The following is a 20,981-nucleotide window of genomic DNA, read 5'->3' on the forward strand; positions in this document are numbered from 1 at the left end:
TGTCAGCCGACACCGGGGCCGGGTACTCGTCGGAAGGGCACGTCCATGTCAGCACCAGCAGATCTGCAGCAGATGGTTCAGCAGGTCGTCACGACACTCACCGGGCCGGGGGGTCGCTTCGAGATCGCCCCGGAGGAGGTGCGCGGCAACCGAATTCCCGTGGTGCGCAACCGCGACCGTCGGGTCGGCGACCTGGTTGCCGCGTCGAAGGCCTGGGGCGACCGCGACTATCTCGTCACCGCGGACCGCCGCCTGTCCTTCGCCGAGCACGCCGATGCGGTCGCCGCCGTGGCCACCGCACTGCGCGAGGACCACGGTGTCGGCAAGGGTGACCGGGTCGGGATCCTCGCCGCGAACTCGCCCGAGTGGGTCGTCACGTTCTGGGCGGCACAGTGCCTCGGTGCGATCGCGGTCGGTCTCAACTCGTGGTGGACACCGAAGGAGATCGAGTACGGCGTCGGTCTGGTGCGACCGAAGGTGATCCTCACCGACACCAAACGCGCTGCACTGCTTGCCGATTCGGGACTGTCCGGATTCACGTTGCTCACTGTCGAGGACGACCTGCCGCGCATCGTGGCCGCCGGCGCCGGCGCGGAACTGCCCACGGCCGACGTGGACGAGGACGACCCGGCGGTCATCCTGTTCACCAGCGGCACGAGCGGACGCCCCAAGGGCGCCGTGCACTCGCAGCGGAATCTGCTGGCCGTCGTCGACTACCACCGGTTCTCCGATGCGTTGGTCGCGCACATGTACGGGCGCACCTACGACGACGCCGTGCCGAGCGACAACCGCTACCTGCTCACGTCCCCTCTGTTCCACATCGCGAGCCTGCACAATCTCGCGGTCCCGCGACTGGCGACGGGCAGCGCCGTGATCATGACCGAGGGCGGTTTCGACGTCGACAAGGTCTTCGGCCTGATCGAACGCGAACGGGTCACCAACTGGGGAGCGGTTCCGACGATGGCCGCGCGCATGCTCGAACACCCGGACACCGACCGTTACGACCTGTCGTCACTGACCGCGTTCGCGCTGGCGTCGGCGCCGTCGTCGCCGGAGTTCAAGCAGCGGCTCCGCGCGAAGTTCCCGTTCGCGCAGCAGGCACTGGTGGACAGCTACGGCCTGACCGAGTGCAGCACCGCCATCGCGGTCGCCACCGCACCCGAACTCGAGGCGTTCCCAGGCACATTGGGCCGCCCGATCATGACTGTGGCGCTCGAGATCCGCGATCCCTTCGGGGAGGTGGTGCCCGACGGTATCGAGGGCGAGATCTGCGTCCGCAGTCCGTTCGTGATGCTGGGGTACTGGGAGGACGAGACGGCGACCACCGCCGCCCTCACGTCCGACGGATGGTTGCGCACCGGCGACTACGGCATCGTCGAGGACGGCCGGTTGCGGTTGGCCGGCCGCCGTTCGGATCTGATCCTGCGCGGCGGAGAGAACGTGTATCCCACCGAGGTCGAACAGTGCCTCGAAGAACATCCCGCAGTGCACGAATGCGCGGTCATCGGTGTCGATCACGAGGATCTGGGCCAGGAGGTCGCCGCGGTCGTGGTGCTGCGGGCCGGTCACGATGCGAGCGAGGACGACCTGCGCGAGTTCTGCCGCGAGCGCCTCTCCTACTACAAGGTTCCCTCGCAGTGGCGGATCACTCGTGATCTGTTGCCTCGCAACGCAACCGGAAAGGTTCTGCGGCGCAACGTGACCGTCTGACCGCCCCCTCCCCTCGTGCGCGTTTTCGGTAGCTCCCGCTACCGGAATCGCGCACGGCGGGCGGGGTCGCCGGACATCGGATACAGCGCTCGGGTGATCTCCCGGGCCGCCGCGGCCACGAGCGGCCCGAGCCGGTGGGGGTCGACGACCTGCTCCGCGCCGCACAGCGAGATGCCCGCGACCGGACCGTCCGTACCGAGTACCGCGGCACCGACACAGCCGACACCCGGCACCGATTCACCGCTCTCGAACGCCAGTCCGCCCCGCTCGCGGATTCGCTCGAGTTCGCGGCGCAGAACGTCCGGATCGGTGATCGTGCGGTCCGTGCACATTCGGATCCCGCCCTCGAACAAGCCGGCCAGGGATTCGTCGGGCAGCCACGCGAGCATCGCTTTCCCGCCGGCGTTGGCATGGGCCGGCCGGCGACCGCCGACGCGGGTGGGAAGGGCCGCGGCGAGCCGGCCGCCGACCTTGTCGAGGTAGACGCTGTCGGCCCTGTCGAGGACCGTCAGGTGCGCGACGGTGCCGGTCTGCAGCGCCATGCGGTGCAACACCGGTGCCGCCGCGGCACGGAGCCGGTCATGCCCCGGTACGACGTCGGTACCTCTGCTGCGACGCCCGAGCCGGTAGCCGAGAGGGGCCCGGTCGATCCACTCGAGCCGGACGAGCTGGTCGAGAATGCGGTGCACCGTCGATCGCGGCAGCCCGGTACGCAGCTCCAGGTCTTCGAGGGACAGCTGGGCGGTCCGGCTGTCGAACGCGTCGAGGATCCACGTCATGCGCGCGATCATCGATTGGGGTTCGTCTCGCCTCGGCGCTGTCGACGACCCGACGGGCCGATCCACGACGGTCACACCCCCACCTCGCCTTCTGTGTTCCCCACCACACTGAAATTGATTCCTGCACGGTAGCGGGTGCGGCGGCGAAAGGGAATAGCGCCCGGTCGGGACCACTGCTCCCCGGGGCCGGACAGGACCGGCGTCAGGCGATGCCGAACAGGGTGGCCGCGTTGTCGTGACACACCGCGCGCAACCACGCGGAATCCGGGGCCACCCGCTCGAGCGATTCGAGCTGGTGCACGTACCCGTAGGGGATGTTCGGAAAGTCGCTGCCCAGCAGAATCTTCGAACGCAGCTCGCCGAGTCGCGGCAGCTCGCCCACCGGGAAGGGGGCATCCTCCTCGGCGAAGTCGGTGAACGCCATGGTCGTATCCAGATACACCCGCGGATACCGCTCCGCGAGATCGAGGAAATCGACGTACTCGGGCATCCCCATGTGCGCGATGATCAGGGTCAGATCCGGGAACCGTTGCAGCAGAGACACAATCGGTTTCGGTCCGGTGTGGGTTCCCGGCGCCGGGCCGGATCCGCAGTGGATGACCGTCGGCACGCCCGAGTCGGCGAGCATCCCCCACACCGGGTCGAGCAGCGGGTCGTTCGGGTCGTAGTCACCGACCTGGATGTGCGACTTGAACACCCGGACGCCGTCGGCGAGCGCGGCGGCCACGTAGTCCGCGACACCCGGCTCCGGATAGAACGTCGCCGTGTGCAGACAGTCGGGGGTGCGGGCGGCGAACTGCGCGGACCACACGTTGAGCCACGCCGCCATCTCGGGGCGATGCGGATACAGCATCGAGGTGAACCGGGAGACGCCGAACGACCGCAGCGTCGCCACCCGCTCGTCCTCGTCGTGCCGGTAGGTGATCGGCCAGGGACGGCCCACGAGCGGACCGGCCGCGTCGAAGTACTTCCACACCTTGTCCATCACATTCGCAGGCATGAAGTGGGTGTGCACGTCGATGAGAGAGGCCAGTCCGTGTTCGTACCGGAATCGACCGATCCGTTCCGCTTCGTCCATCCCCCGACCGTACCGATCCGCCCCGGGAACCGACCGCGCGCACTCCCCACCGAGAGACGGCGCTTCCAGAAAATCCAAAATTGAACTTTTACTTGTAGTGTCCTGAACAAATAGGTAGGTAAGCCTAGGGTAAACTCCCGTCCGCTGCGGCGCCGTGCCGCTCACCTGAAGCAGAACTCGAGGATCACCGCATGAAAGCCACCCGCATGTATCGGCGCGCCGCTGTCGGCGCATTGGCTGTAGTCGCTCTGGCCGGCTGCTCGACCTCCACGACGGACTCGTCCGAGGACACCGCCGCAGCGACGATCACGGTCGAGGACAACTTCGGTGAACAGACCGTGACCGTGCCGCCGAAGTCGGTCGTGGCCACCGACAACAGCACGTTCGAGACCCTCGACACCTGGGGTGTGAAGCTCTCGGCGGGCGCCGTGAGCTTGATGCCCAACACCATCGGCTTCACGCAGGACGACAGCATCGTCAACCTGGGCAGCCACCGCGAGCCGAATCTCGAGGCCATCGTCGCCGTCGAGCCCGACCTGATCATCAACGGCGGTCGTTTCGCTCAGTTCCGCGAGGACTTCCAGCGGCTGGCACCGGACGCCGCCATCGTCGAGGTCGCGCCGCGCGACGACCAGCCCTTCGACGCCGAGCTCAAGCGCGGCACCACCGTGCTCGGCGAGATCTTCGGCAAGGAGTCCGAGGCGCAGGCCCTCAACGACGCACTCGACGCCTCGATCGCGCGGGTGAAGGCCGCCTACTCCCCCGACACGAAGGTCATGGGCCTGATCACCTCGGGTGGCGAGATCGGCTACGTCGCCCCGAGCACCGGCCGCACCATCGGCCCCATGTTCGACATCCTCGGCCTCACCCCCGCTCTCGAGGTTCCGGAAGGCACCGACAACCACCAGGGCGACGACATCTCGGTCGAGGCCATCGCGGCTTCCAACCCGGATCTGATCATCGTGATGGACCGCGATGCCGGCACCGCCACCGGCGCAGCGACCGAGGGCTACCGTCCCGCAGCGAACATCATCGAGACCACCGAAGCCCTGAAGTCGGTCACCGCGGTCAAGGAGGGCAAGGTTATCTACCTGCCCACCGACACCTACACCAACGAGAGCATCCAGACGTACACGGAGTTCTTCAATGCTCTCGCGGACCTGCTCGAGCAGCAGAAGTCCTGATTCTCGTCTCGTCCTGTCACCCCGCGGGCCCGCCCGCGGGGCACAGGCACAAGTGCACTACGGAAGACGACGGCACCACATGAGCGTTACGACAGCTCCCACCCGCAGCAAAGGGCGCCTGTTCGACTGGAAACTCCTCCTGGGCATCCTCGGCGTCGGCGTCCTGCTGACCCTGTCGCTGTTCACGGGGGTCTACGACATCTTCGGCGGCGAACAGGGCTGGGAGATGTTCGAGATCACTCGCATCCCCCGAACCATCGCGCTGGTTCTCGCCGGTGCCGCGATGGCGATGTCCGGACTGGTGATGCAGTTGCTCACCCAGAACCGATTCGTGGAGCCGACCACCGCCGGCACCACGGAATGGGCCGGCCTCGGCCTCATCCTCATGCTGATCCTCGTGCCCGACGCGGGTCTCATGCCCCGGATGATCGGCGCCATCGCCGCCGCGTTCGTCGGAACCATGATCTTCTTCCTGTTCCTGCGCCGGGTAGCGTTGTCGTCCTCACTGATCGTGCCGATCGTCGGGATCATGCTCGGCGCAGTCGTCGGCTCCATCACCACCTACCTGGCCCTGGCCACCGACACGCTCCAGAGCCTCGGCGTGTGGTTCGCCGGCAGCTTCACCTCGATCCTGCGCGGGCAGTACGAGGTGCTGTGGATCGTGGCGCTCGTCGCGATCGCGATCTTCGTCGTCGCCGACCGCTTCACCGTCGCCGGCCTCGGTGAGGACGTGGCGACCAACGTCGGGTTGAACTACAACCGCCTCATCCTCCTGGGTACGGGCCTCATCGCGATCGCCACCGGCGTCGTGACGGTCGTCGTGGGGAACCTGCCGTTCATCGGGCTCATCGTGCCCAACATCGTCTCGATGTTCCGCGGCGACGACCTGCGCAGCAATCTGCCGTGGGTGTGCCTGCTGGGCATCGCCATCGTGACGGTGTGCGATCTCATCGGCCGGACGATCATCGCGCCGTTCGAGATTCCGGTGTCCCTCATCCTCGGTGTGGTCGGCGCCGTCGTGTTCATCGCCCTTCTGCTGCGGAGCCGCCGCCATGCTTGAAACCTCGACCCCGCACGCCGACATCACCGCGGCGCCCGCGCCCGCGGGGGGCTCCACGTCCGACGCCTTTCCCGATGCCAAGTCGCGGCGCCGCTACTGGATCCTCCTCGCCACGCTGGCCGTCCTCTCGTGCCTGTTCGCCGCCGGAACGCTGGTGTGGGACAACCCCATGCCGTTCGGCAGCGCCGGCTTCTGGCGGATCACCGAGATGCGAGCGACCAGCCTGATCGTCATCGCGATCGTCGTCGTGTGCCAGGCCACCGCCACCGTCGCGTTCCAGACCGCGACGAACAACCGGATCATCACGCCGTCGATCATGGGGTTCGAGTCGCTGTACGTGGCGATCTCCACCGCCGCCGTGTACTTCCTCGGCGCCACGGGTGTGGTTGCGCTCCAGGGCACCCCGCAGTTCATCCTGCAGATCGCGCTGATGGTCGTCTTCTCGCTGATGCTCTACGGATGGCTGCTCTCGGGCAAGTACGGCAACCTGCAGGTCATGCTGCTCGTCGGCATCGTCCTCGGTGGCGGGCTCGGCTCCGTCTCGACCTTCATGCAGCGACTGCTCACCCCGAGCGAGTTCGACGTCCTCACCGCCCGGCTCTTCGGGTCGGTGTCCAACGCGGACGCCGACTACCTGCCGATCGCGATTCCCCTGTGCGTCGCGGCCGCGGTCGCGTTGTGGTGGCGTGCACGCAGACTCAACCTCGTCGCGATGGGCCGGGACGTCACCACCAACCTCGGGCTCGATCATCGCCGCGAGATCATGATCGTGCTGTTCCTCGTGTCCGTCCTCATGGCGGTCTCGACCGCGCTCATCGGCCCCATGACCTTCCTGGGCTTCCTCGTCGCCACGCTGGCGTACCAGTTCGCGAACACCTACGACCACCGCTACGTGTTCCCCGTGGCTGTGCTCACGGGATTCACGGTTCTCACCGGGGCCTACTTCGTCCTGAAGAACATCTTCTACACCGAGGGCGCCGTGTCCATCATCATCGAGGCCGTCGGCGGATCGGTGTTCCTCTTCGTCATCCTCCGAAAGGGCAGACTGTGATCGAACTCAAGAGTGTCCGTAAGGATTACAACAGTGAGGTGTCGATCGGCCCGGTCGATCTGCAGATTCCGGCCGGGGGCATCACCGCTCTGGTCGGCCCCAACGGAGCAGGCAAGTCGACACTGCTGACGATCATCGGCCGACTGCTCGGCGCCGATTCCGGATCCATCGAGATCGCCGGATACGACATCGCGCGGACCCCCTCGAAGGACCTGGCCAAGATCGTCTCCATCCTGCGTCAGGAGAACCACTTCGTCACCCGGCTGACGGTGCGCCAGCTCGTCGGGTTCGGCCGGTTCCCGCACTCGAAGGGGCGGATCACGCAGCGGGATCAGGAGATCATCAGCCGCTCCATCGAGTTCTTCGACCTCGGCCCGCTGGAGAACCGGTACCTGGATCAGTTGTCCGGCGGGCAGCGCCAGCGCGCCTACGTCGCCATGGTGCTGTGCCAGGACACCGATTACGTCCTGCTCGACGAGCCGCTCAACAACCTGGACATGCGCCATTCGGTGCTCATGATGCAACACCTGCGCAGGGCGGCCGACGAACTCGGGCGCACGGTGGTCATCGTGCTGCACGACATCAACTTCGCGGCGCACTACGCGGACCGGATCTGCGCGGTGAAGGACGGCCGCGTCGTCGAGTTCGGCACCTCCGAGGAGATCATGGTCGACGACACGCTCTCGCGCGTGTTCGACACCCCCGTCACCTGTGTCGACGGGCCCAACGGTCCGCTGGCGGTCTACTACCGCTAGAGCGGGCCGGTTGGTACAGCCCCGGATCAGAACAGCGTCAGCTCCGTGTCGTCCGTACCGCGCGCGGCCACGGGCTTGACGACGTGCCGCACCGACCGGGGCACCTCGATCGGACCCGGACGGGCGGCGGCCTCGCGCGCGGCGGCCCCGGCGAGCGTGTCGGCCACCTCGTTGAAGTGGTTGCCGACGTGCCCGCGCACCCAGCGGAAGCGAACCGGACCCGAGCGCTCCGCGATCTCCTGGTCGATGGCGCGCACGAGTTCGACGTTCTTCACCGGCGCGCCGGTGGAGGTCTTCCAGCCCTTGCGCTTCCAACCCGGAAGCCATTCCGAGGCGCACTTGATCGCGTACTGCGAATCGGATTCGATGATCATCGGTTCGGAACCGGGATGGGCACGCAGCGCCTCGAGCAACGCGCGCAGTTCGGCGATCTGGTTCGTACCCGACCGCTCACCCCCCGATGCGCTGGGGCCCTGGTGGTTGACCCACGCCCACCCGATGGCGCCACCGGGATTCCGCAGGCAGGACCCGTCGGTGCTCACGATGATCATGTTGCAGACCATAGCCTTTCCGTCCGACACCGTGGAAACCGATGCGGTCGCCGTGCGAGGTACGGTGAACCGGTGACCGCGTACGTCGGTGAAGCCACCCCTTTCGACACCCGGGTCGAGCTGCCGTGGCCCGTCGACGTCGCTCAAACCCTACGCCCGTTGCAGCGCGGACCGTATGACCCCTGTCACCGGCACGTCGCCGATGACGTCTGGCGCACGTACCGGATGGAGTCCGGGCCCGTCACCTATCGCATCCGTCAGGACGGCCCCACCGGCGCCCGGTGCCTCGCGTGGGGTCCCGGCGCCGAGGAACTCCTCTCCGCCCTGCCCGCGCTGCTCGGGGCCGGTGACGACGCATCCGGGTTCGCCCCCGAGCATCCGCTGCTGGCCGACGCGCACCGGCGCCTGCCGGGGCTGCGCATCACCCGCACCGGCCGGGTGTTCGAAGCGCTCGTGCCGGCGATCCTCGAGCAGCGCGTGCACGGCGTCGCGGCGTTCGCGTCGTGGCGTCGTCTCGTGCTGCGGTTCGGCGACCCGGCGCCCGGCCCGGCACCGCGCGGCATGGCGGTGCCGCCGTCCGCCGACACGTGGCGGCGGGTCCCGTCGTGGGAGTTCCACAAGGCGAACGTCGACCCCGGCCGCGCCCGCACCGTCGTGCGCTGCGCGCAACTCGGCGACAGCCTCGAGCGCCTCACCGCCGAATCCCCGCAGCAGGCGCAACGCAAACTGCGGTCGGTGCCCGGCGTCGGCATCTGGACGGCGGCGGAGGTCGCCCAGCGCGCGTTCGGCGACGCCGACGCACTCTCGGTCGGCGACTACCATCTCGCGTCCGTCGTCGGATGGTCGTTGCTCGGGCGGCCGCTGGACGACGCGGGCATGGTGGAACTCCTGGAACCGCTACGGCCACACCGCTATCGGGTGATCCGGCTGATCACCGAGACCGGTGGTTACCACCGGGTGCCCCGGCGTGGGCCCCGCACCGCGATCACCGACCACCGCCACCACTGACATTTCGTTGGTTGCACCAACGATAGGTAGGATGGACCCGTGTCCGACCCCGACAACTACCCCGTGCCGACCCGGCTCGATCACCTCCCGAGCTTCCTGCTGATGCAGTCCGCACGGCACGTGCACCGCATGGTGTTCGACCGACTCGACGCCGCCGACGCCCGCGGCCACCACTACCGCATCCTGGCCGCACTCGGCGAGGGCGGGCCGTCCAGCCAGATCGAACTCGGCCGCCGGTGCGGACTCGACCGCAGCGACGTCGCCGCCGCCGTGGACGCCCTGTCCGACCGCCGCTTCGTCGAGCGCACCCCCGATCCGAAGGACCGCAGACGCAACATCGTCAGCCTCACCCGGAGGGGACGCCACCGCCTGTCGGTGCTCGACGACGTTCTCACCGCCGTACAGGACGAGGCCTTCGCGCCGCTCGACGCCGACGAACGCGCACAGCTCACCGCGATGCTCACGAAGATCATCGACCATCACACCCGGGACCGTGCCCGACACAACGGACAGGCGGTCCCGCGCGAGTCGTAGGCTGGATGGGGCCGTGCGACGGAGATCCCGCCGCACGCAACCCCCGAAAGGACGATCGTGCAGCCGAAACCGTGCCGCGAATCCCGAGTTGTCAAGACCAGCAGGGTTTTTCCCAACGACGTCAACGACCACAACACGTTGTTCGGCGGAAAACTGATGAGCGACATCGACATGACCGCGTCGATCTCCGCGACCCGGCACAGTCGCGCATCGGTGGTCACGGCGTCGACGGACTCTGTGGCGTTCCTCGCACCCGTCCGCCCGTCGGATTCGGTGTGCCTCGAATCGTTCGTCACCCGGACCGGCCGCAGTTCGATGGAAGTGTTCGTGAAGGTCACCGCCGAGGATCTGCGCAGCGGTGATCGCCGCATCGCCGCGACCGCATTCCTCACGTTCGTCGCGATCGACGACGCGGGCCGGCCCACCGAGGTGCCCCCGGTGCTGCCCGAGTCCGAGGAGGAACGCCGGCTCAACAAGAGCGGCGACGAACGCGCCGAGCACCGGCGCATCCACCGCCGCCAGAGTCAGGAAATGGCCGAATATCTGTCCACCAGCCGTCCCTGGTGACTTCGCGCTTCGGGTGACGGGAACCGATACGATCGGTTCCCGTCACTCCGGCGTCTACAGCGACCGCGAGATGAGCATCTTCATCACTTCGTTGGCGCCGGCGTAGATCCGCTGCACCCGCGCGTCCTCGTACATCCGCGCGATCAGGTACTCGCGCATGTAGCCGTAGCCGCCGTGCAACTGGACGCAGCGGTCGATGACCTCGCACTGCTTGTCGGTCAGCCAGTACTTGACCATCGCGGCGTCCGCGGGATCGAGCTGCCCCTTCAGGTGCTGCTCGATGCAGTGGTCCAGGAAGACCTGGCACGTGCGGGCGATGGTCTGGCACTCGGCGAGCTCGAAGGCGGTGTTCTGGAAGTCGAACAGCGTGTGCCCGAACGCCTGCCGCTGCTTGGTGTAGCGCACCGTCTCGTCGACCGCCCGCTGCATCGCACCGGCCGCCTGCGCGCCGATGATCAGCCGTTCCTGCACGAGCTGCGCCATCAACTGCGCGAAGCCCTGGCCTTCGCTGTCCCCCAGCAGGTTCGACACGGGAACCCGCACGTCGGTGAACGACAGCTCGGAGGTGTCGGCGCCGTGCTGGCCGACCTTGTCGAGCACTCGACCGACGGCGAAGCCCGGGCAATCGCGCAGGTCGACGATGAGCAGCGAGATTCCCTTGGCGCCGGCCTTCGGGTCGGTCTTGACCGCCAGCACGATCATGTCGGCGGAGGCGCCGTTGGTGATGAACGTCTTCGAGCCGTTGACGACGTACTCGTCGCCGTCGCGGATCGCCGTGGTCTTGATCGCCTTCAGATCCGATCCGGCGCCGGGCTCGGTCATGCCGAGCGCACCGAGGATCTCGCCGGTGGCCATGCCCGGCAACCAGGTTCGCTTCTGCTCCTCGGTGCCGTACTCGAGGAGGTAGTGCGCGACGATACCGCTGTGGATGGAGATACCGAACGCGAGATCACCCGCGTAGCCCTGCGCCTCGAGGACCGCGAGGTCGTGCGCGAATGTGCCTCCGCCGCCGCCGTATTCCTCCGGAATCGAGCACAGCAGCAGCCCGAGCTTGCCGGCCTCGAGCCACACCTGCCGGTCGATGCGGTGCTGCGCGTCCCACTTCTCGGCGTGCGCCATCACCTCGCGTTCGAAGAAGTCACCGGCCAGTTCCGACAGTGCCCGGACTTCGTCGTCGTGCCAGGACGGCACGTGCTTGATCCCCATTGGTTCCCTTTGCTTTTCGACAGCCGCTACCGGCCGTGCATTCCCACCGAAGGTAGTTCGCGGCTCACACCGCACGCAGTTCGCGCTTGAGCAGCTTGCCGCTCTGGTTGCGCGGGAGCGTGTCGACGAAGCGCACGATCTTGGGCACCTTGAACGGAGCGAGCCGTTCCTTGACGTGCACGATGAGATCGGACTCGGCGACCTCGTGGCCGTCCTTGAGCACGACGACGGCGGTGACCGCCTCGATCCACTTCTCGTCGGGCGTGCCGATCACCGCGACCTCGGCGACCGCCGGGTGCGTGTACAGCGCGTCCTCGACCTCGCGGGACGCGACGAGGATGCCACCGGTGTTGATGACGTCCTTGATGCGGTCGACGACGGTGATGTAGCCCTCCGCGTCGCGGGTGACGAGGTCACCCGAGTGGAACCAGCCGTCGCGGAATGCTTCCGCGGTGGCCTCCGGGTTGTCCCAGTAACCCAGGCACAGCTGCGGCGACCGGTACAGGATCTCGCCGGGCTCGCCGTCGGGCACGTCGTTGCCGTCGGCGTCGACGACGCGGGTCTCGACTAACAGCACGGCCCGGCCGCAGGAGGACGGACGATCGGCGTGCTCGTCGGGGCCGAGCACGCACGCGAGCGGGCCGATCTCGGACTGTCCGAAGCAGTTGTAGAACCCGAGATCCGGGTAGCGCTCGCGCAGCCGGTTCAGCACGGTCACCGGCATGATCGACGCACCGTACTGGGCCTTGCGCAGCGACGACAGGTCCCGGGTCTTGAGATCGGGATGGTTCGCGAGCGGCACCCACACGGTCGGAGCGAGGAACAGCGATCCGATGCGCTCGGATTCGATCAGCCGCAGGATCTCCGGGATGTCCGGGGACGGCAGCAGGGTGATCGTGGCGCCGACCGCGAGGTACGGCATGAGGAACACGTGCATGGCCGCGGAGTGGTACAGCGGCATGCAGATCAGCGGGTTGTCGTCGGCGTCGAGGTCGAGCGCGACGATCGACGACGTGTACTCGTGGACGAGCGCACCGTGGGTCATCATGGCGCCCTTGGGCTTCGACGTGGTGCCCGACGTGTAGAGCAGCTGAACCAGGTCGCCGCCGGACGCGCCGCCGTCCACCTCCGGGACCTCGCCCGCCGAGGCGACGGCGAGCAGCGAGTCGTCGGCGTCGCGCAGCGGCACCACGTGCTCGGCCGGCACGACCGGGAGGACGTCGTCGAGGTTGGTGCGCAGCGGCGGGTCGAAGAGCACGGCCTTCGCCCCGGACTGGCCGAGCAGGTAGCTCAGTTCCTCGCCGCGCAGCGCGTAGTTGATCGGCACGTGCACGAGCCCGGCGCGCGCGGCACCGAGGTAGCCGAGTACGTAGGCGTCGGAGTTGGTGCCGTATCCGGCGACGCGGTCGCCCTGCTCGAGCCCGAGGGATCGCAGGTGAGCCGCGGTGCGGGAGACCGCGGCGTCGAGCTCCCGGTAGGTGAACGTGCGGTCCGCGAAGCGCAACGCGACGCGGTCGGGGAAGCGGGCGGCCGAGCGGTGCAGCACACCGTCGACGGTGTTCGAGCGAGGATCGAGACTCATGGAAGTCAGGTTATAGGACGTCCAACCTTTGGTCGAGACCCAAGATCACCGCTGTTTCGACCCCCGGTTCAGCGTCCCTGCCAGACCGGTGGGCGCTTCTCGACGAACGCCGACATGCCCTCCTGCGCATCGCAGATCACCGCGTTCGCCGCCATCGTCTCGGCCATCGCCTCGTACGCCTCGTCCTGCGGCAGATCGATCTGCCGGTAGAACGCTTCCTTGCCGATCCGCACCGTCGCCGAGGACGCCGAGACGATCTTCGCCGCCAGTTCCGTCGTCCGGATCTCCAGCTCCTCGGGCGGCACGACGAAGTTCACCAGCCCCCAGTCGGCGGCCGTCTCGGCGTCGATCGTGTCGCCGGTCAGCAGCATCTGCAGCGCACGCTTGCGGCCGACGGCGCGGCTCACCGCGACCATCGGCGTCGAACAGAACAGGCCGATCCGCACACCCGGAGTTCCGAACACCGCGTCGGTCGCCGCGACCGCGAGATCGCACGACGCGACGAGCTGGCATCCCGCCGCGACGGCCGGGCCCTGCACCGATGCGATGACCGGCTGCGGAATCGACTGCACGGTGCGCATCATCTCGTTGCACACGTCGAAGATCGCGCGTTCCTCCTCGAGCGTGCGCCCGATCATCTCCCGCAGGTCGTGCCCGGCCGAGAACACCGGACCGTCCGCCCGGATCACGATCACCCGGCTGTCCGCGGCCAGCGCACGCAGACCCCTGATCACCTCGCGCATCGTGTCCACCGACAGCGGGTTGCGCTGCTGCGGACGGTTGAGGGTGAGGACGCCGATTCCGCTGGCGTCGTCGACGGCAATGAGAACGGGAGCAACACTGGTCTCGGTCATGGCCCCAGACTGCCCCACGAATACGTCCGGCACCACCGCAACGGCCGGCCCGTCAGCGCGGTTGCAGGACCCGGATGTCCCCCGCCGCATGACGTACGTCGAACAGCAACTCCGTGACCCGCCAGCCGTCCGCGGTCCGGTGCAGCGTGTGCCGGTAGACGCCGAAGCATTCATACGGCTCGAGCGAGGCTCGCTCGCCGGCACCGAAGTGGCAGACGCGGGCTTTGCACGACGACCTGGCGACGTCCCCGTCGATCTCGACGACGAGATTGCCGAACAGGTGCTGTGACGGGCCGCAACCGTCGAGATTCGACCGGATCATCCGGACGATCTCGGCCCGCCCCGTCACCGGTGTGCTGCCCTCGCTGCCGTAGCGTGCCACCGCGTCCTCGGTGAAGAAGTCGTCCAGGCTCGCCCAGTCGCGGTCGTCGAGGGCATCCGAGTAGCGGTTGATCACCGCGGTGACATCCGCGCGGTCGGTAGGGAGACTGCGTGTGGTGCCACGCAGATGTTCACCCGTGTTCCCCGGCAGGTCGAACAACGAGTAGTCACGGAACGCGAAGCGCCACCGACCGTCCACTCGCTCGAACTCGTCGAGGTAGCGGCCGGCTGCGACGACCTGTAAGGGCAGATCCTCGGTCGCCTGCAGCACGGTGTAGTACGAGCGGCACGTGGCGCGCCCGGCCGCGGCATCGACGTCGAGCAGCGGATTCGCAACGACATGCTTCGTTCGCGGGGTGCCGCACCGATGGATCTTCACCATCGAGCGCCACATGTCGGCCAGACCCGCTCCCCCGACGGTCTCGTGCTCGCCCCCGAACCGCACGCGGGCGTGCGAGAACAGCGACGCCGCATCCTCGAACCTGCCCGCATCCATGTGCTCGGCGTAGCGGTAGAGCAGATTGGTGATCGCCGTGGTATCGGTGCTCGACTGGTGAGTCATCGCCCGAGGCTCACACCGCACCGGCAACCGCACAACCGGCCGTACCGGTGGACGGGAGGACCGGACCGAACGGCCCGGGCGTCGGGCATTCGACGTGGGCAACGATTCGCGGAGCGAGGACCGATCAGACCGCGCTGCGCTGCAGCGGTCCGTCGACCGGACTGAGAACACCGAGCAACCGTCCCAGCGCGGACGCCACCTGATCAGGGCATTCGGCGAGGATCCGATGCCCGGCCCCCACGATCCGCACGAACTCGGCGTGCGGCAGGAGATCGACGATCGCCTCCGAATGCGCGATGGGGACGTATCGATCCGCGGTTCCGGCGGCGACGACGACCGGCACCCTCGCGAGAGCGACCAGCGCCGCGGATTCGTCGAGCACCGCGAACGCCGCGAGCAGACGCGACCACGCCACCACCGACGTGGTGCTCGACAGCACCAGTCCGGCGGTCCGCAGCCACGAGTCGCCCTCGCGGCCGCGGGACAGCAATGAGCACAACCGGCCACCGGCCCGTTTCGACACCTCCATCGCCCGAGGTGCGCGCGCGACCGCCCCGTGCAGCATCGACGCGGCCGGGTGCCGCAGATAGCGACCCACCCCGTGTTCCGCGAGCCCCGACGCAGCGGTCGCGATGAGCGCGACCCCGACGATGCGGGCGCCGATCGCGGCGGGATACAACCGCGCGTAGGCCATCGCCACCATGCCGCCCATCGAGTACCCGGCGAGCACGATCGGCCCCGTGGGCACCAGCGTCCGCAACACGGCGTCGAGGTCGCCGGCGAGGCCGTCGAGCGTAAGCGAGGACACTTCACCGGATCCCGAACGTCCGTGTCCCCGTTGGTCGTAACGCACGATGCGCACTTCGGGCGCCAAGTGGCGGCGGACGTCGTTCCAGCTGTCGGCGTCCTGACAGTGGCCGTGCACGAGGACGACGGTCAGCGCGGCGTCCCGCGGTCCCTCGATCGTCGCGGCCAGCGGCACCCCGTCGTCGGCCACTACTGTGACACGCGAGATCCCGCTACTGGCGGGCCTCCTCGGCATCACGGAGGCGGGCCTCCTCGGCATCTCGGAGGCGGGCCTCCTCGGCGTCTCGGACATGGGCACTCCTGCGATGAGGTCTGCCCGAATAGTCGCCCGAGGGTCGAATGTCGTTAACCGCTTTCACCGAATCGTGATCACTGCTCGACGATCAGCCCGAGCGCGGAGGCCATCGCGACCGCCTGCGTGAGGTCGATCTTCGCGCCTTCGAGCTTCGCCGTCGTCCACAGCGCCGGTCCGGTCTGTGCGCCGCGCAGGTCCGCACCGTCGAGTCGCACACCCGTCGTGCGCGCACCCGTCAGGTCGACGCCGCGCAGCGTGGCGGTGCGCAGGTCCGCTTCGACGAGATTGGTCTCCCGCAGCCGGCAGCCGGTGAAGTCGACGCCGCGCAGATCGGCCCGGCCGAGCGAGGCCAGGGTCAGGTCCACCTCGTCGAGGAGCACCGGGCGTATCCGGCACTGCTCGAAGGTCGAGCCCAGCAGGCTCGAGTATTGGAATTCACTGTGCCACAGGGTTGTTCGATCGAAGGTGCACGATCGGAAGGCGGTGGCGGCGTGCCGGGATCCGGACAGGTCCGCGCCGGTGAAGTCGCAGTCGGTGAACACCACGTGATCGGTGATCAGTCCACTGAGGTCGGCGTCGCGGAACGTGCAATCGGTGTAGGTGTGGTTCGTCCACTCCCGGCCGTCCAGCCGCGCATCCGAGAAGTCCTCGCCGACGATCTCCACCGTGCCTTCTGTGCCCATGCACCCGATCCTGCCCGACGGCCGGGGCGGCACGGGCCCCGGCTCGCCGCGCAGTCGATCCCGTCAGTTGGCGGGCGTGTGGTGCTCGTGGGTGAACGGTTTCGTTCCGTGCACCTCGGGCCCGCCCTGCGGGTTGTTGTCCACGCCGTGGTTCTCCCGGATGTCGGTTCCGAGCCACTGCTCGGTCGGCGCTTCGACGTACTTCCATTCCATGCCCTGCGGCCACGGACCCTGACCTTCGTTCCAGGGGCCTCGCACCGACTCCGCACCGTTGGACATGTTGAACGCGAGGTTCTGGAATCGGTCGTCACCCGCGAGAGCGCCGGGCGGGAAGTTCACCGGCAGTTCGTTCAGGGCCGCCGTGAACTACTGGTAGTGCGCGACCTCGCGTGTCATCAGGAAGGTGAGCGTCTCCTGCACGCCGGGGTCGTCGGTGAACTGCTTGAGGTACTCGTAGACGATCTTCGCCCGCGTTTCCGCGCCGAGATTGCTGCGCAGGTCGACGGTCGGATCGCCGTTGGCGTTGACGTATGCACCCGTCCAGGGGACTCCGGCCGAGTTGCTCACGTCGGGACCGCCGCCGGTCAGCGCCAGGTACAGCGGATTCACGGCAACCTGATGGATCGCCTGTTCCTTACCGTCGGCGGTGGACACCAGCGGCATCCAGTCGCACCGTTCGTTCGCCATCTTCAGGTCGTCGTTGAGACCGTCCAACAGCATCGTGATCATCGATCCCACCATCTCGAGGTGACTCAGCTCCTCGGTAGCGATGTCCATGAACAAGTCGTACATCTTCGGGTTCTTGCGGCGCAGAATGAACGCCTGCGTGAAGTACTGCATCGCGGCTTTCAATTCGCCGTTGGCGCCACCGAACTGCTCCTGCAGCAGAGTGGCGAATCGCGGGTCGGGTCGGTCGACCCGCACCTCGAACTGTAGGTCCTTGTTGTGGATGAACATGTCACTCCCTCATCTGTGTGTGCACAGGGTCTGGAGGCGGGTACCCGGGACGCACGGAGGGAAACTGCCTCCGCCCGGACACCGTGCGTCGTTTACCGCAGGACCGCGCCGGGTATCACGTCGCGACCACCACCGAACCGGAGGCGATGACAATGGTGGATGCGTTCACTGTCCTGAGGAACGACCACGAGAGCGTGCTGGGCATGTTCGAGGTTCTCGACGGAGCCCCGCAGGGCAGCGGTGCCCAGCTCAGCGGATTGGGCACCATGGTGACCGATCTGGTCGTCGCGGAGTCGAGACACGAAGCGATCGAACAACAATACTTCTGGCCCCTGGTACGGGAACGACTCGAGGACGGCGACATACTCGCCGACGACGCGATGTCACAGGAGAACTCGGGCAAGCATCTCCTTCAGAAGCTCGAGAACGGCAAACCCGGCGAAGACGAATACCACGGTGCACTGGCCGCTTTCATCACTGCGGGCCGCAAACACATCGCGTACGAGCAGAACGTGGTCTGGCCGCGTCTGGCCGCCGAACTGAGCGAAAGCGAACTTCAGGAACTGGGGGCAACTCTCCTCAACGCCAAGAAGAAGGCGCCCACGCGCCCGCATCCGGACACACCGTCCGGACCGGGCGCGCAGAAGATGATGGGCACGGCCGCCGCCACGCTCGACAAGATGCGCGATGCGGTCACCGGGCGCAGCCACCCACCGGACCCACCGACTCCGTAATCGATCCGGGCGAGGCGATCAGCGCGGAGCCAGCGCGCGGATCGCTTCCGCGGGATCGCCCGGGGTCGCCAGCGCGATCGCCGGCGTCGTCACGCCGGCCTCGGTGTAGCGCTCGATGTGTTCCCTGCAGGCGTCCGGATGGCCGTGGATCACGAGGTCGTCGACGACGCTGTCCGGGATCGCGTCGAGCGCGCCCTTGCGGTCGCCTTCCTCCCACAGCCGCCACATGCCGGCGAACTCGTCCGATCGTCCGAGGAACTCGTGGAATGCGCGGTAGACGGGGACGTTCATGTAGGCGGCGATCATGCGCCGGCCGAGCGCGCGGGCGGTGTCGGTGTCGAAGCCCTGGAGCACGAAGATGCGCGCGACGATCTCCTTGCCGTCGCCGCCTTCGTGCACGTAGGGGGCCACGGTGCGCACGTCGTCCGCGGACAACCAGTTGACGATCGCCCCGTCCGCTTCCCGGCCGGCGAGCCGCAGCATGCCGGGTCGCAGGGCGGCGAGCAGCACCGGCGGTGCGGGATCGGCGACGAGTCCCGGACGGAACCCGTCGACCGTGAACGTGTCGTACTCCTGGCTCACCTTCTCCCCCGCGAGCGCGGACTTCAGGAAGCGCAGGGTGTCGCGGGCACGTTTGAACGGCTCCTCGAACGGTATGCCGTTCCACTTCTCGACGATCACGTTGGACGAGGTGCCCACGCCGAGCACGAACTGTCCCGGCGCCGCGCTCGCCAGGGTCGCCGCGGACATGGCGAGGGTTGCGGGGCCGCGCGTGTAGACGGGGACGATCGCGGTACCGAGACGGAGGGTCGGCGCCCACACGCTCGCGAGGGCGAGCGGCGTGAAGGCATCGGCGACGCCCGCCTCCGCCGACCACACGTCCGTGTAGCCGAGATCCGGGAGCTCTTCGATCAGTTTGCGCTGGTCCGGGAGCGGAATCCCGTCGAGGGGAACGGTCAGTCCCCAACGTCGTGTGGTGTGCGTCATGTTCGCCACCCTAACTGCACGGCGTCACCGGCAACATCGCCGACAGCACAGCGCCGGGCATGCTCGCCGCGCGCGACCCGTGACCAAACCGTTATAGTCGGCGTCATGACGTCAGTTCTCGGTATGTCGGTCGGTGCCAGCGCTGTGCGGTTCGCGCGCCGCGACACCGAGCGCCTCGACGGCCCCATCTTCCGATCGCACTCGGTGACCGCACTACTCGAACGGCCGGAGGAACCGGCCCCAGAATCCCTCGAGACGGTCCTCACCCGAACCGGCGAGATCGACCAGATACAGGCCATCGGCGTCGCGTACCGGAACGAGGCACAGGCCGATGCCGTTCAAACCGCGATGGCCCGACTGGACATCGACAACTTCCAACTGGTCCCCGAAGTGACCGCAGCGCTCGAAATGCTGGAAGCGTCAGGCGATCTCGGCGACCACGAGACGCTCGTGCTCTACGATCTCGGCAGCTCCGGCCTCACCATCACGGTCGTCGACCGCACCACGAGATTCGTGCTGAGCACCGCACGCTCGAACGAGATCAGCGGCGACCTCGTCGACCGGCTGATCTACGACCACCACCTCGAACAGCACCGCTTGACCGGCCCCACCGACACAGCGGCACAACTGGCCCTGACTGCCAGGTGCCGCGACGCGAAGGAGCAGCTGTCCACCAGCGGGGCGGTGTGCATGCCGGGCGAAGGTGGTCTGCTGCTGCTCTCCCAGGACAGCTTCGACTCGCTCATCGACGACCCCGTCAAGACGTCGGCCCGTCTCACCCGCGAAGTCATCCGTCGCTCGGGGCGCACCCCCGACGCCGCGGTACTCATCGGTGGCGGTGCCAACATCCCGCTGGTCACCTCCGTGATGGAGTCGTGGCTCAACATTCCGGTGATCGTGCCCGCACAGCCCGAACTCGTCGCGGCGGACGGTGCGGCCCTGCTCGCGCAGCCGGCGACCGACACCCTCACCAGCGCGGTGGTAGCCCCGACGGAAACACCCGCGCTCGGCCCGTCGAGCCACGACCTCGACACCGTCGAACTCCGGACCGTCGAAATCCCGCACACGACCGACACGACCGACACGACCGCACTGCCGTCGAAACGTCTGGGCTTCCTCATCGCCGGCGGTGTCGTCGCCGCCGTCGCTGTCGTCGGCCTCGCCATCGGCCTGCTTCCGGGTTCCGACGACGCGCAACCGGCCGCCACGCCACAGAACACCCAGGCACCCTCTGCTACGCAGACAGTGGCGCCACAGCCCACCACGATCGCGGGTGCGTCGACGTCTCCGGAAGACGCTCCGCCGGTGATCGACAACCAGCCGGTGATCGAAGACCAGCCGAGGGTCCCCGCACAGACCCGGGCTCCGGCCACCTATCAGTCTCGGACGCAGTCTCCGACGCAGACCTTCACCACGCCGCATACGCAGGAAAGTGCGCCGGACGACGCGTCGGCTCCGCCGGCCCCACCGCAACCAGCGGGGCTCCTTCCCAACGTGCCGCAGTTCCAGCTGCCCGCACTTCCCGCGCCCCCACAGATCCCCCTGCCCGAACTGCCCCGCAGACCAGGGTTCTGAATCCGGGTGCGACGACGAGATCGATGTTGTTTGCGGAATCTGCAGGGGAAGTCGCGAACAACACCGGTCTCGACCGACAAG

20 protein-coding genes and 1 pseudogene are annotated in these 20,981 nt (G+C 67.8%); 10 read left to right on the plus strand and 11 right to left on the minus strand.

The genetic code is table 11. The features are described from left to right. Positions 1-45: 45 nt before the first annotated feature. Positions 46-1,710, plus strand: coding sequence for a class I adenylate-forming enzyme family protein (locus M1M07_RS04980; RefSeq protein WP_197252805.1), 1,665 nt, complete (start codon positions 46-48; stop codon positions 1,708-1,710). A gap of 38 nt (positions 1,711-1,748) precedes the next feature. On the opposite strand, the gene M1M07_RS04985 is transcribed toward M1M07_RS04980, so the two are convergent. Together M1M07_RS04985 and M1M07_RS04990 are read right to left on the minus strand one after the other, a co-directional pair. Then, positions 1,749-2,564, minus strand: a complete 816-nt coding sequence (locus M1M07_RS04985; RefSeq protein ID WP_248673463.1) for an IclR family transcriptional regulator — start codon at positions 2,562-2,564, stop codon at positions 1,749-1,751. 127 nt (positions 2,565-2,691) lie between these two features. Beyond that, on the minus strand, positions 2,692-3,567 hold the full coding sequence (locus tag M1M07_RS04990) for an amidohydrolase family protein (protein WP_248673464.1): 876 nt from the start codon (positions 3,565-3,567) through the stop codon (positions 2,692-2,694). A gap of 191 nt (positions 3,568-3,758) precedes the next feature. Here M1M07_RS04990 and M1M07_RS04995 point away from each other — a divergent pair, with 191 nt between their 5' ends. From M1M07_RS04995 to M1M07_RS05010, 4 genes are all read left to right on the plus strand, one after another. Continuing rightward, entirely contained in the window at positions 3,759-4,751 is a 993-nt protein-coding gene (locus tag M1M07_RS04995; protein WP_197252807.1) for a siderophore ABC transporter substrate-binding protein, read from the plus strand. Positions 4,752-4,830: 79 nt separating this feature from the next. Further along, complete coding sequence (locus M1M07_RS05000) at positions 4,831-5,811, plus strand: ABC transporter permease (protein ID WP_197252808.1); 981 nt, start codon at positions 4,831-4,833, stop codon at positions 5,809-5,811. After that, a complete protein-coding gene (locus tag M1M07_RS05005) occupies positions 5,804-6,862 on the plus strand; it encodes an iron chelate uptake ABC transporter family permease subunit (RefSeq protein WP_197252809.1) in 1,059 nt (352 codons plus the stop codon). The genes M1M07_RS05000 and M1M07_RS05005 overlap by 8 nt, the downstream gene beginning before the upstream one ends. Beyond that, the gene (locus M1M07_RS05010; RefSeq protein WP_248673465.1) at positions 6,859-7,617 is read left to right on the plus strand and encodes an ABC transporter ATP-binding protein; all 759 of its coding nucleotides are present in this window, start codon (positions 6,859-6,861) and stop codon (positions 7,615-7,617) included. Before M1M07_RS05005 ends, M1M07_RS05010 begins: the two co-directional genes overlap by 4 nt. A 26-nt stretch (positions 7,618-7,643) precedes the next feature. Here the strand turns inward: M1M07_RS05010 and M1M07_RS05015 are convergent, their stop codons facing one another. Beyond that, positions 7,644-8,168, minus strand: coding sequence for a ribonuclease H (locus tag M1M07_RS05015; protein WP_197252810.1), 525 nt, complete (start codon positions 8,166-8,168; stop codon positions 7,644-7,646). Between the two features lie 72 nt (positions 8,169-8,240). Here M1M07_RS05015 and M1M07_RS05020 point away from each other — a divergent pair, with 72 nt between their 5' ends. From M1M07_RS05020 to M1M07_RS05030, 3 genes are read left to right on the plus strand one after another with little or no spacing between them, the layout of a single operon-like run. Further along, entirely contained in the window at positions 8,241-9,176 is a 936-nt protein-coding gene (locus M1M07_RS05020; protein WP_248673466.1) for a DNA-3-methyladenine glycosylase 2 family protein, read from the plus strand. Between the two features lie 39 nt (positions 9,177-9,215). After that, positions 9,216-9,710: a MarR family transcriptional regulator gene (locus M1M07_RS05025; protein WP_248673467.1), complete on the plus strand. Its 495-nt coding sequence runs from the start codon at positions 9,216-9,218 to the stop codon at positions 9,708-9,710. A 57-nt stretch (positions 9,711-9,767) separates the two neighbouring features. Beyond that, on the plus strand, positions 9,768-10,277 hold the full coding sequence (locus tag M1M07_RS05030) for an acyl-CoA thioesterase (RefSeq protein ID WP_197252812.1): 510 nt from the start codon (positions 9,768-9,770) through the stop codon (positions 10,275-10,277). 54 nt (positions 10,278-10,331) lie between these two features. On the opposite strand, the gene M1M07_RS05035 is transcribed toward M1M07_RS05030, so the two are convergent. The 7 genes and pseudogenes from M1M07_RS05035 to M1M07_RS05070 all read right to left on the minus strand — a co-directional run bounded on the left by M1M07_RS05035 (position 10,332) and on the right by M1M07_RS05070 (position 17,604). Continuing rightward, entirely contained in the window at positions 10,332-11,483 is a 1,152-nt protein-coding gene (locus M1M07_RS05035; protein ID WP_197252813.1) for an acyl-CoA dehydrogenase family protein, read from the minus strand. Between the two features lie 64 nt (positions 11,484-11,547). Then, the gene (locus M1M07_RS05040; RefSeq protein ID WP_248673468.1) at positions 11,548-13,065 is read right to left on the minus strand and encodes an acyl-CoA synthetase; all 1,518 of its coding nucleotides are present in this window, start codon (positions 13,063-13,065) and stop codon (positions 11,548-11,550) included. A 68-nt stretch (positions 13,066-13,133) separates the two neighbouring features. Beyond that, the gene (locus M1M07_RS05045) at positions 13,134-13,919 is read right to left on the minus strand and encodes an enoyl-CoA hydratase (RefSeq protein WP_248673469.1); all 786 of its coding nucleotides are present in this window, start codon (positions 13,917-13,919) and stop codon (positions 13,134-13,136) included. A gap of 52 nt (positions 13,920-13,971) precedes the next feature. Continuing rightward, entirely contained in the window at positions 13,972-14,862 is an 891-nt protein-coding gene (locus tag M1M07_RS32985) for a nuclear transport factor 2 family protein (protein WP_308200769.1), read from the minus strand. Positions 14,863-14,986: 124 nt separating this feature from the next. Beyond that, positions 14,987-15,859 (minus strand): alpha/beta hydrolase, encoded by an 873-nt coding sequence (locus M1M07_RS05060; protein ID WP_248673470.1) that lies wholly within the window; start codon positions 15,857-15,859, stop codon positions 14,987-14,989. Positions 15,860-16,038: 179 nt separating this feature from the next. Continuing rightward, positions 16,039-16,647, minus strand: a complete 609-nt coding sequence (locus M1M07_RS05065; protein ID WP_248673471.1) for a pentapeptide repeat-containing protein — start codon at positions 16,645-16,647, stop codon at positions 16,039-16,041. Positions 16,648-16,710: 63 nt separating this feature from the next. Continuing rightward, a pseudogene (locus tag M1M07_RS05070) lies at positions 16,711-17,604 on the minus strand (manganese catalase family protein). Between the two features lie 155 nt (positions 17,605-17,759). Here M1M07_RS05070 and M1M07_RS05075 point away from each other — a divergent pair. Next, complete coding sequence (locus tag M1M07_RS05075) at positions 17,760-18,338, plus strand: hemerythrin domain-containing protein (protein WP_248673485.1); 579 nt, start codon at positions 17,760-17,762, stop codon at positions 18,336-18,338. A gap of 18 nt (positions 18,339-18,356) precedes the next feature. Here M1M07_RS05075 and M1M07_RS05080 read toward each other — a convergent pair whose 3' ends face one another. Further along, entirely contained in the window at positions 18,357-19,325 is a 969-nt protein-coding gene (locus tag M1M07_RS05080) for an LLM class F420-dependent oxidoreductase (protein ID WP_248673472.1), read from the minus strand. A gap of 105 nt (positions 19,326-19,430) precedes the next feature. Here M1M07_RS05080 and M1M07_RS05085 point away from each other — a divergent pair, with 105 nt between their 5' ends. Further along, positions 19,431-20,900 (plus strand): Hsp70 family protein, encoded by a 1,470-nt coding sequence (locus tag M1M07_RS05085; RefSeq protein WP_248673473.1) that lies wholly within the window; start codon positions 19,431-19,433, stop codon positions 20,898-20,900. The last annotated feature ends 81 nt before the right edge of the window (positions 20,901-20,981 follow it).

It is taken from the genome of Rhodococcus sp. HM1, from assembly GCF_023218075.1.
In the GTDB taxonomy this organism is placed as follows: Bacteria; Actinomycetota; Actinomycetes; order Mycobacteriales; family Mycobacteriaceae; genus Rhodococcus.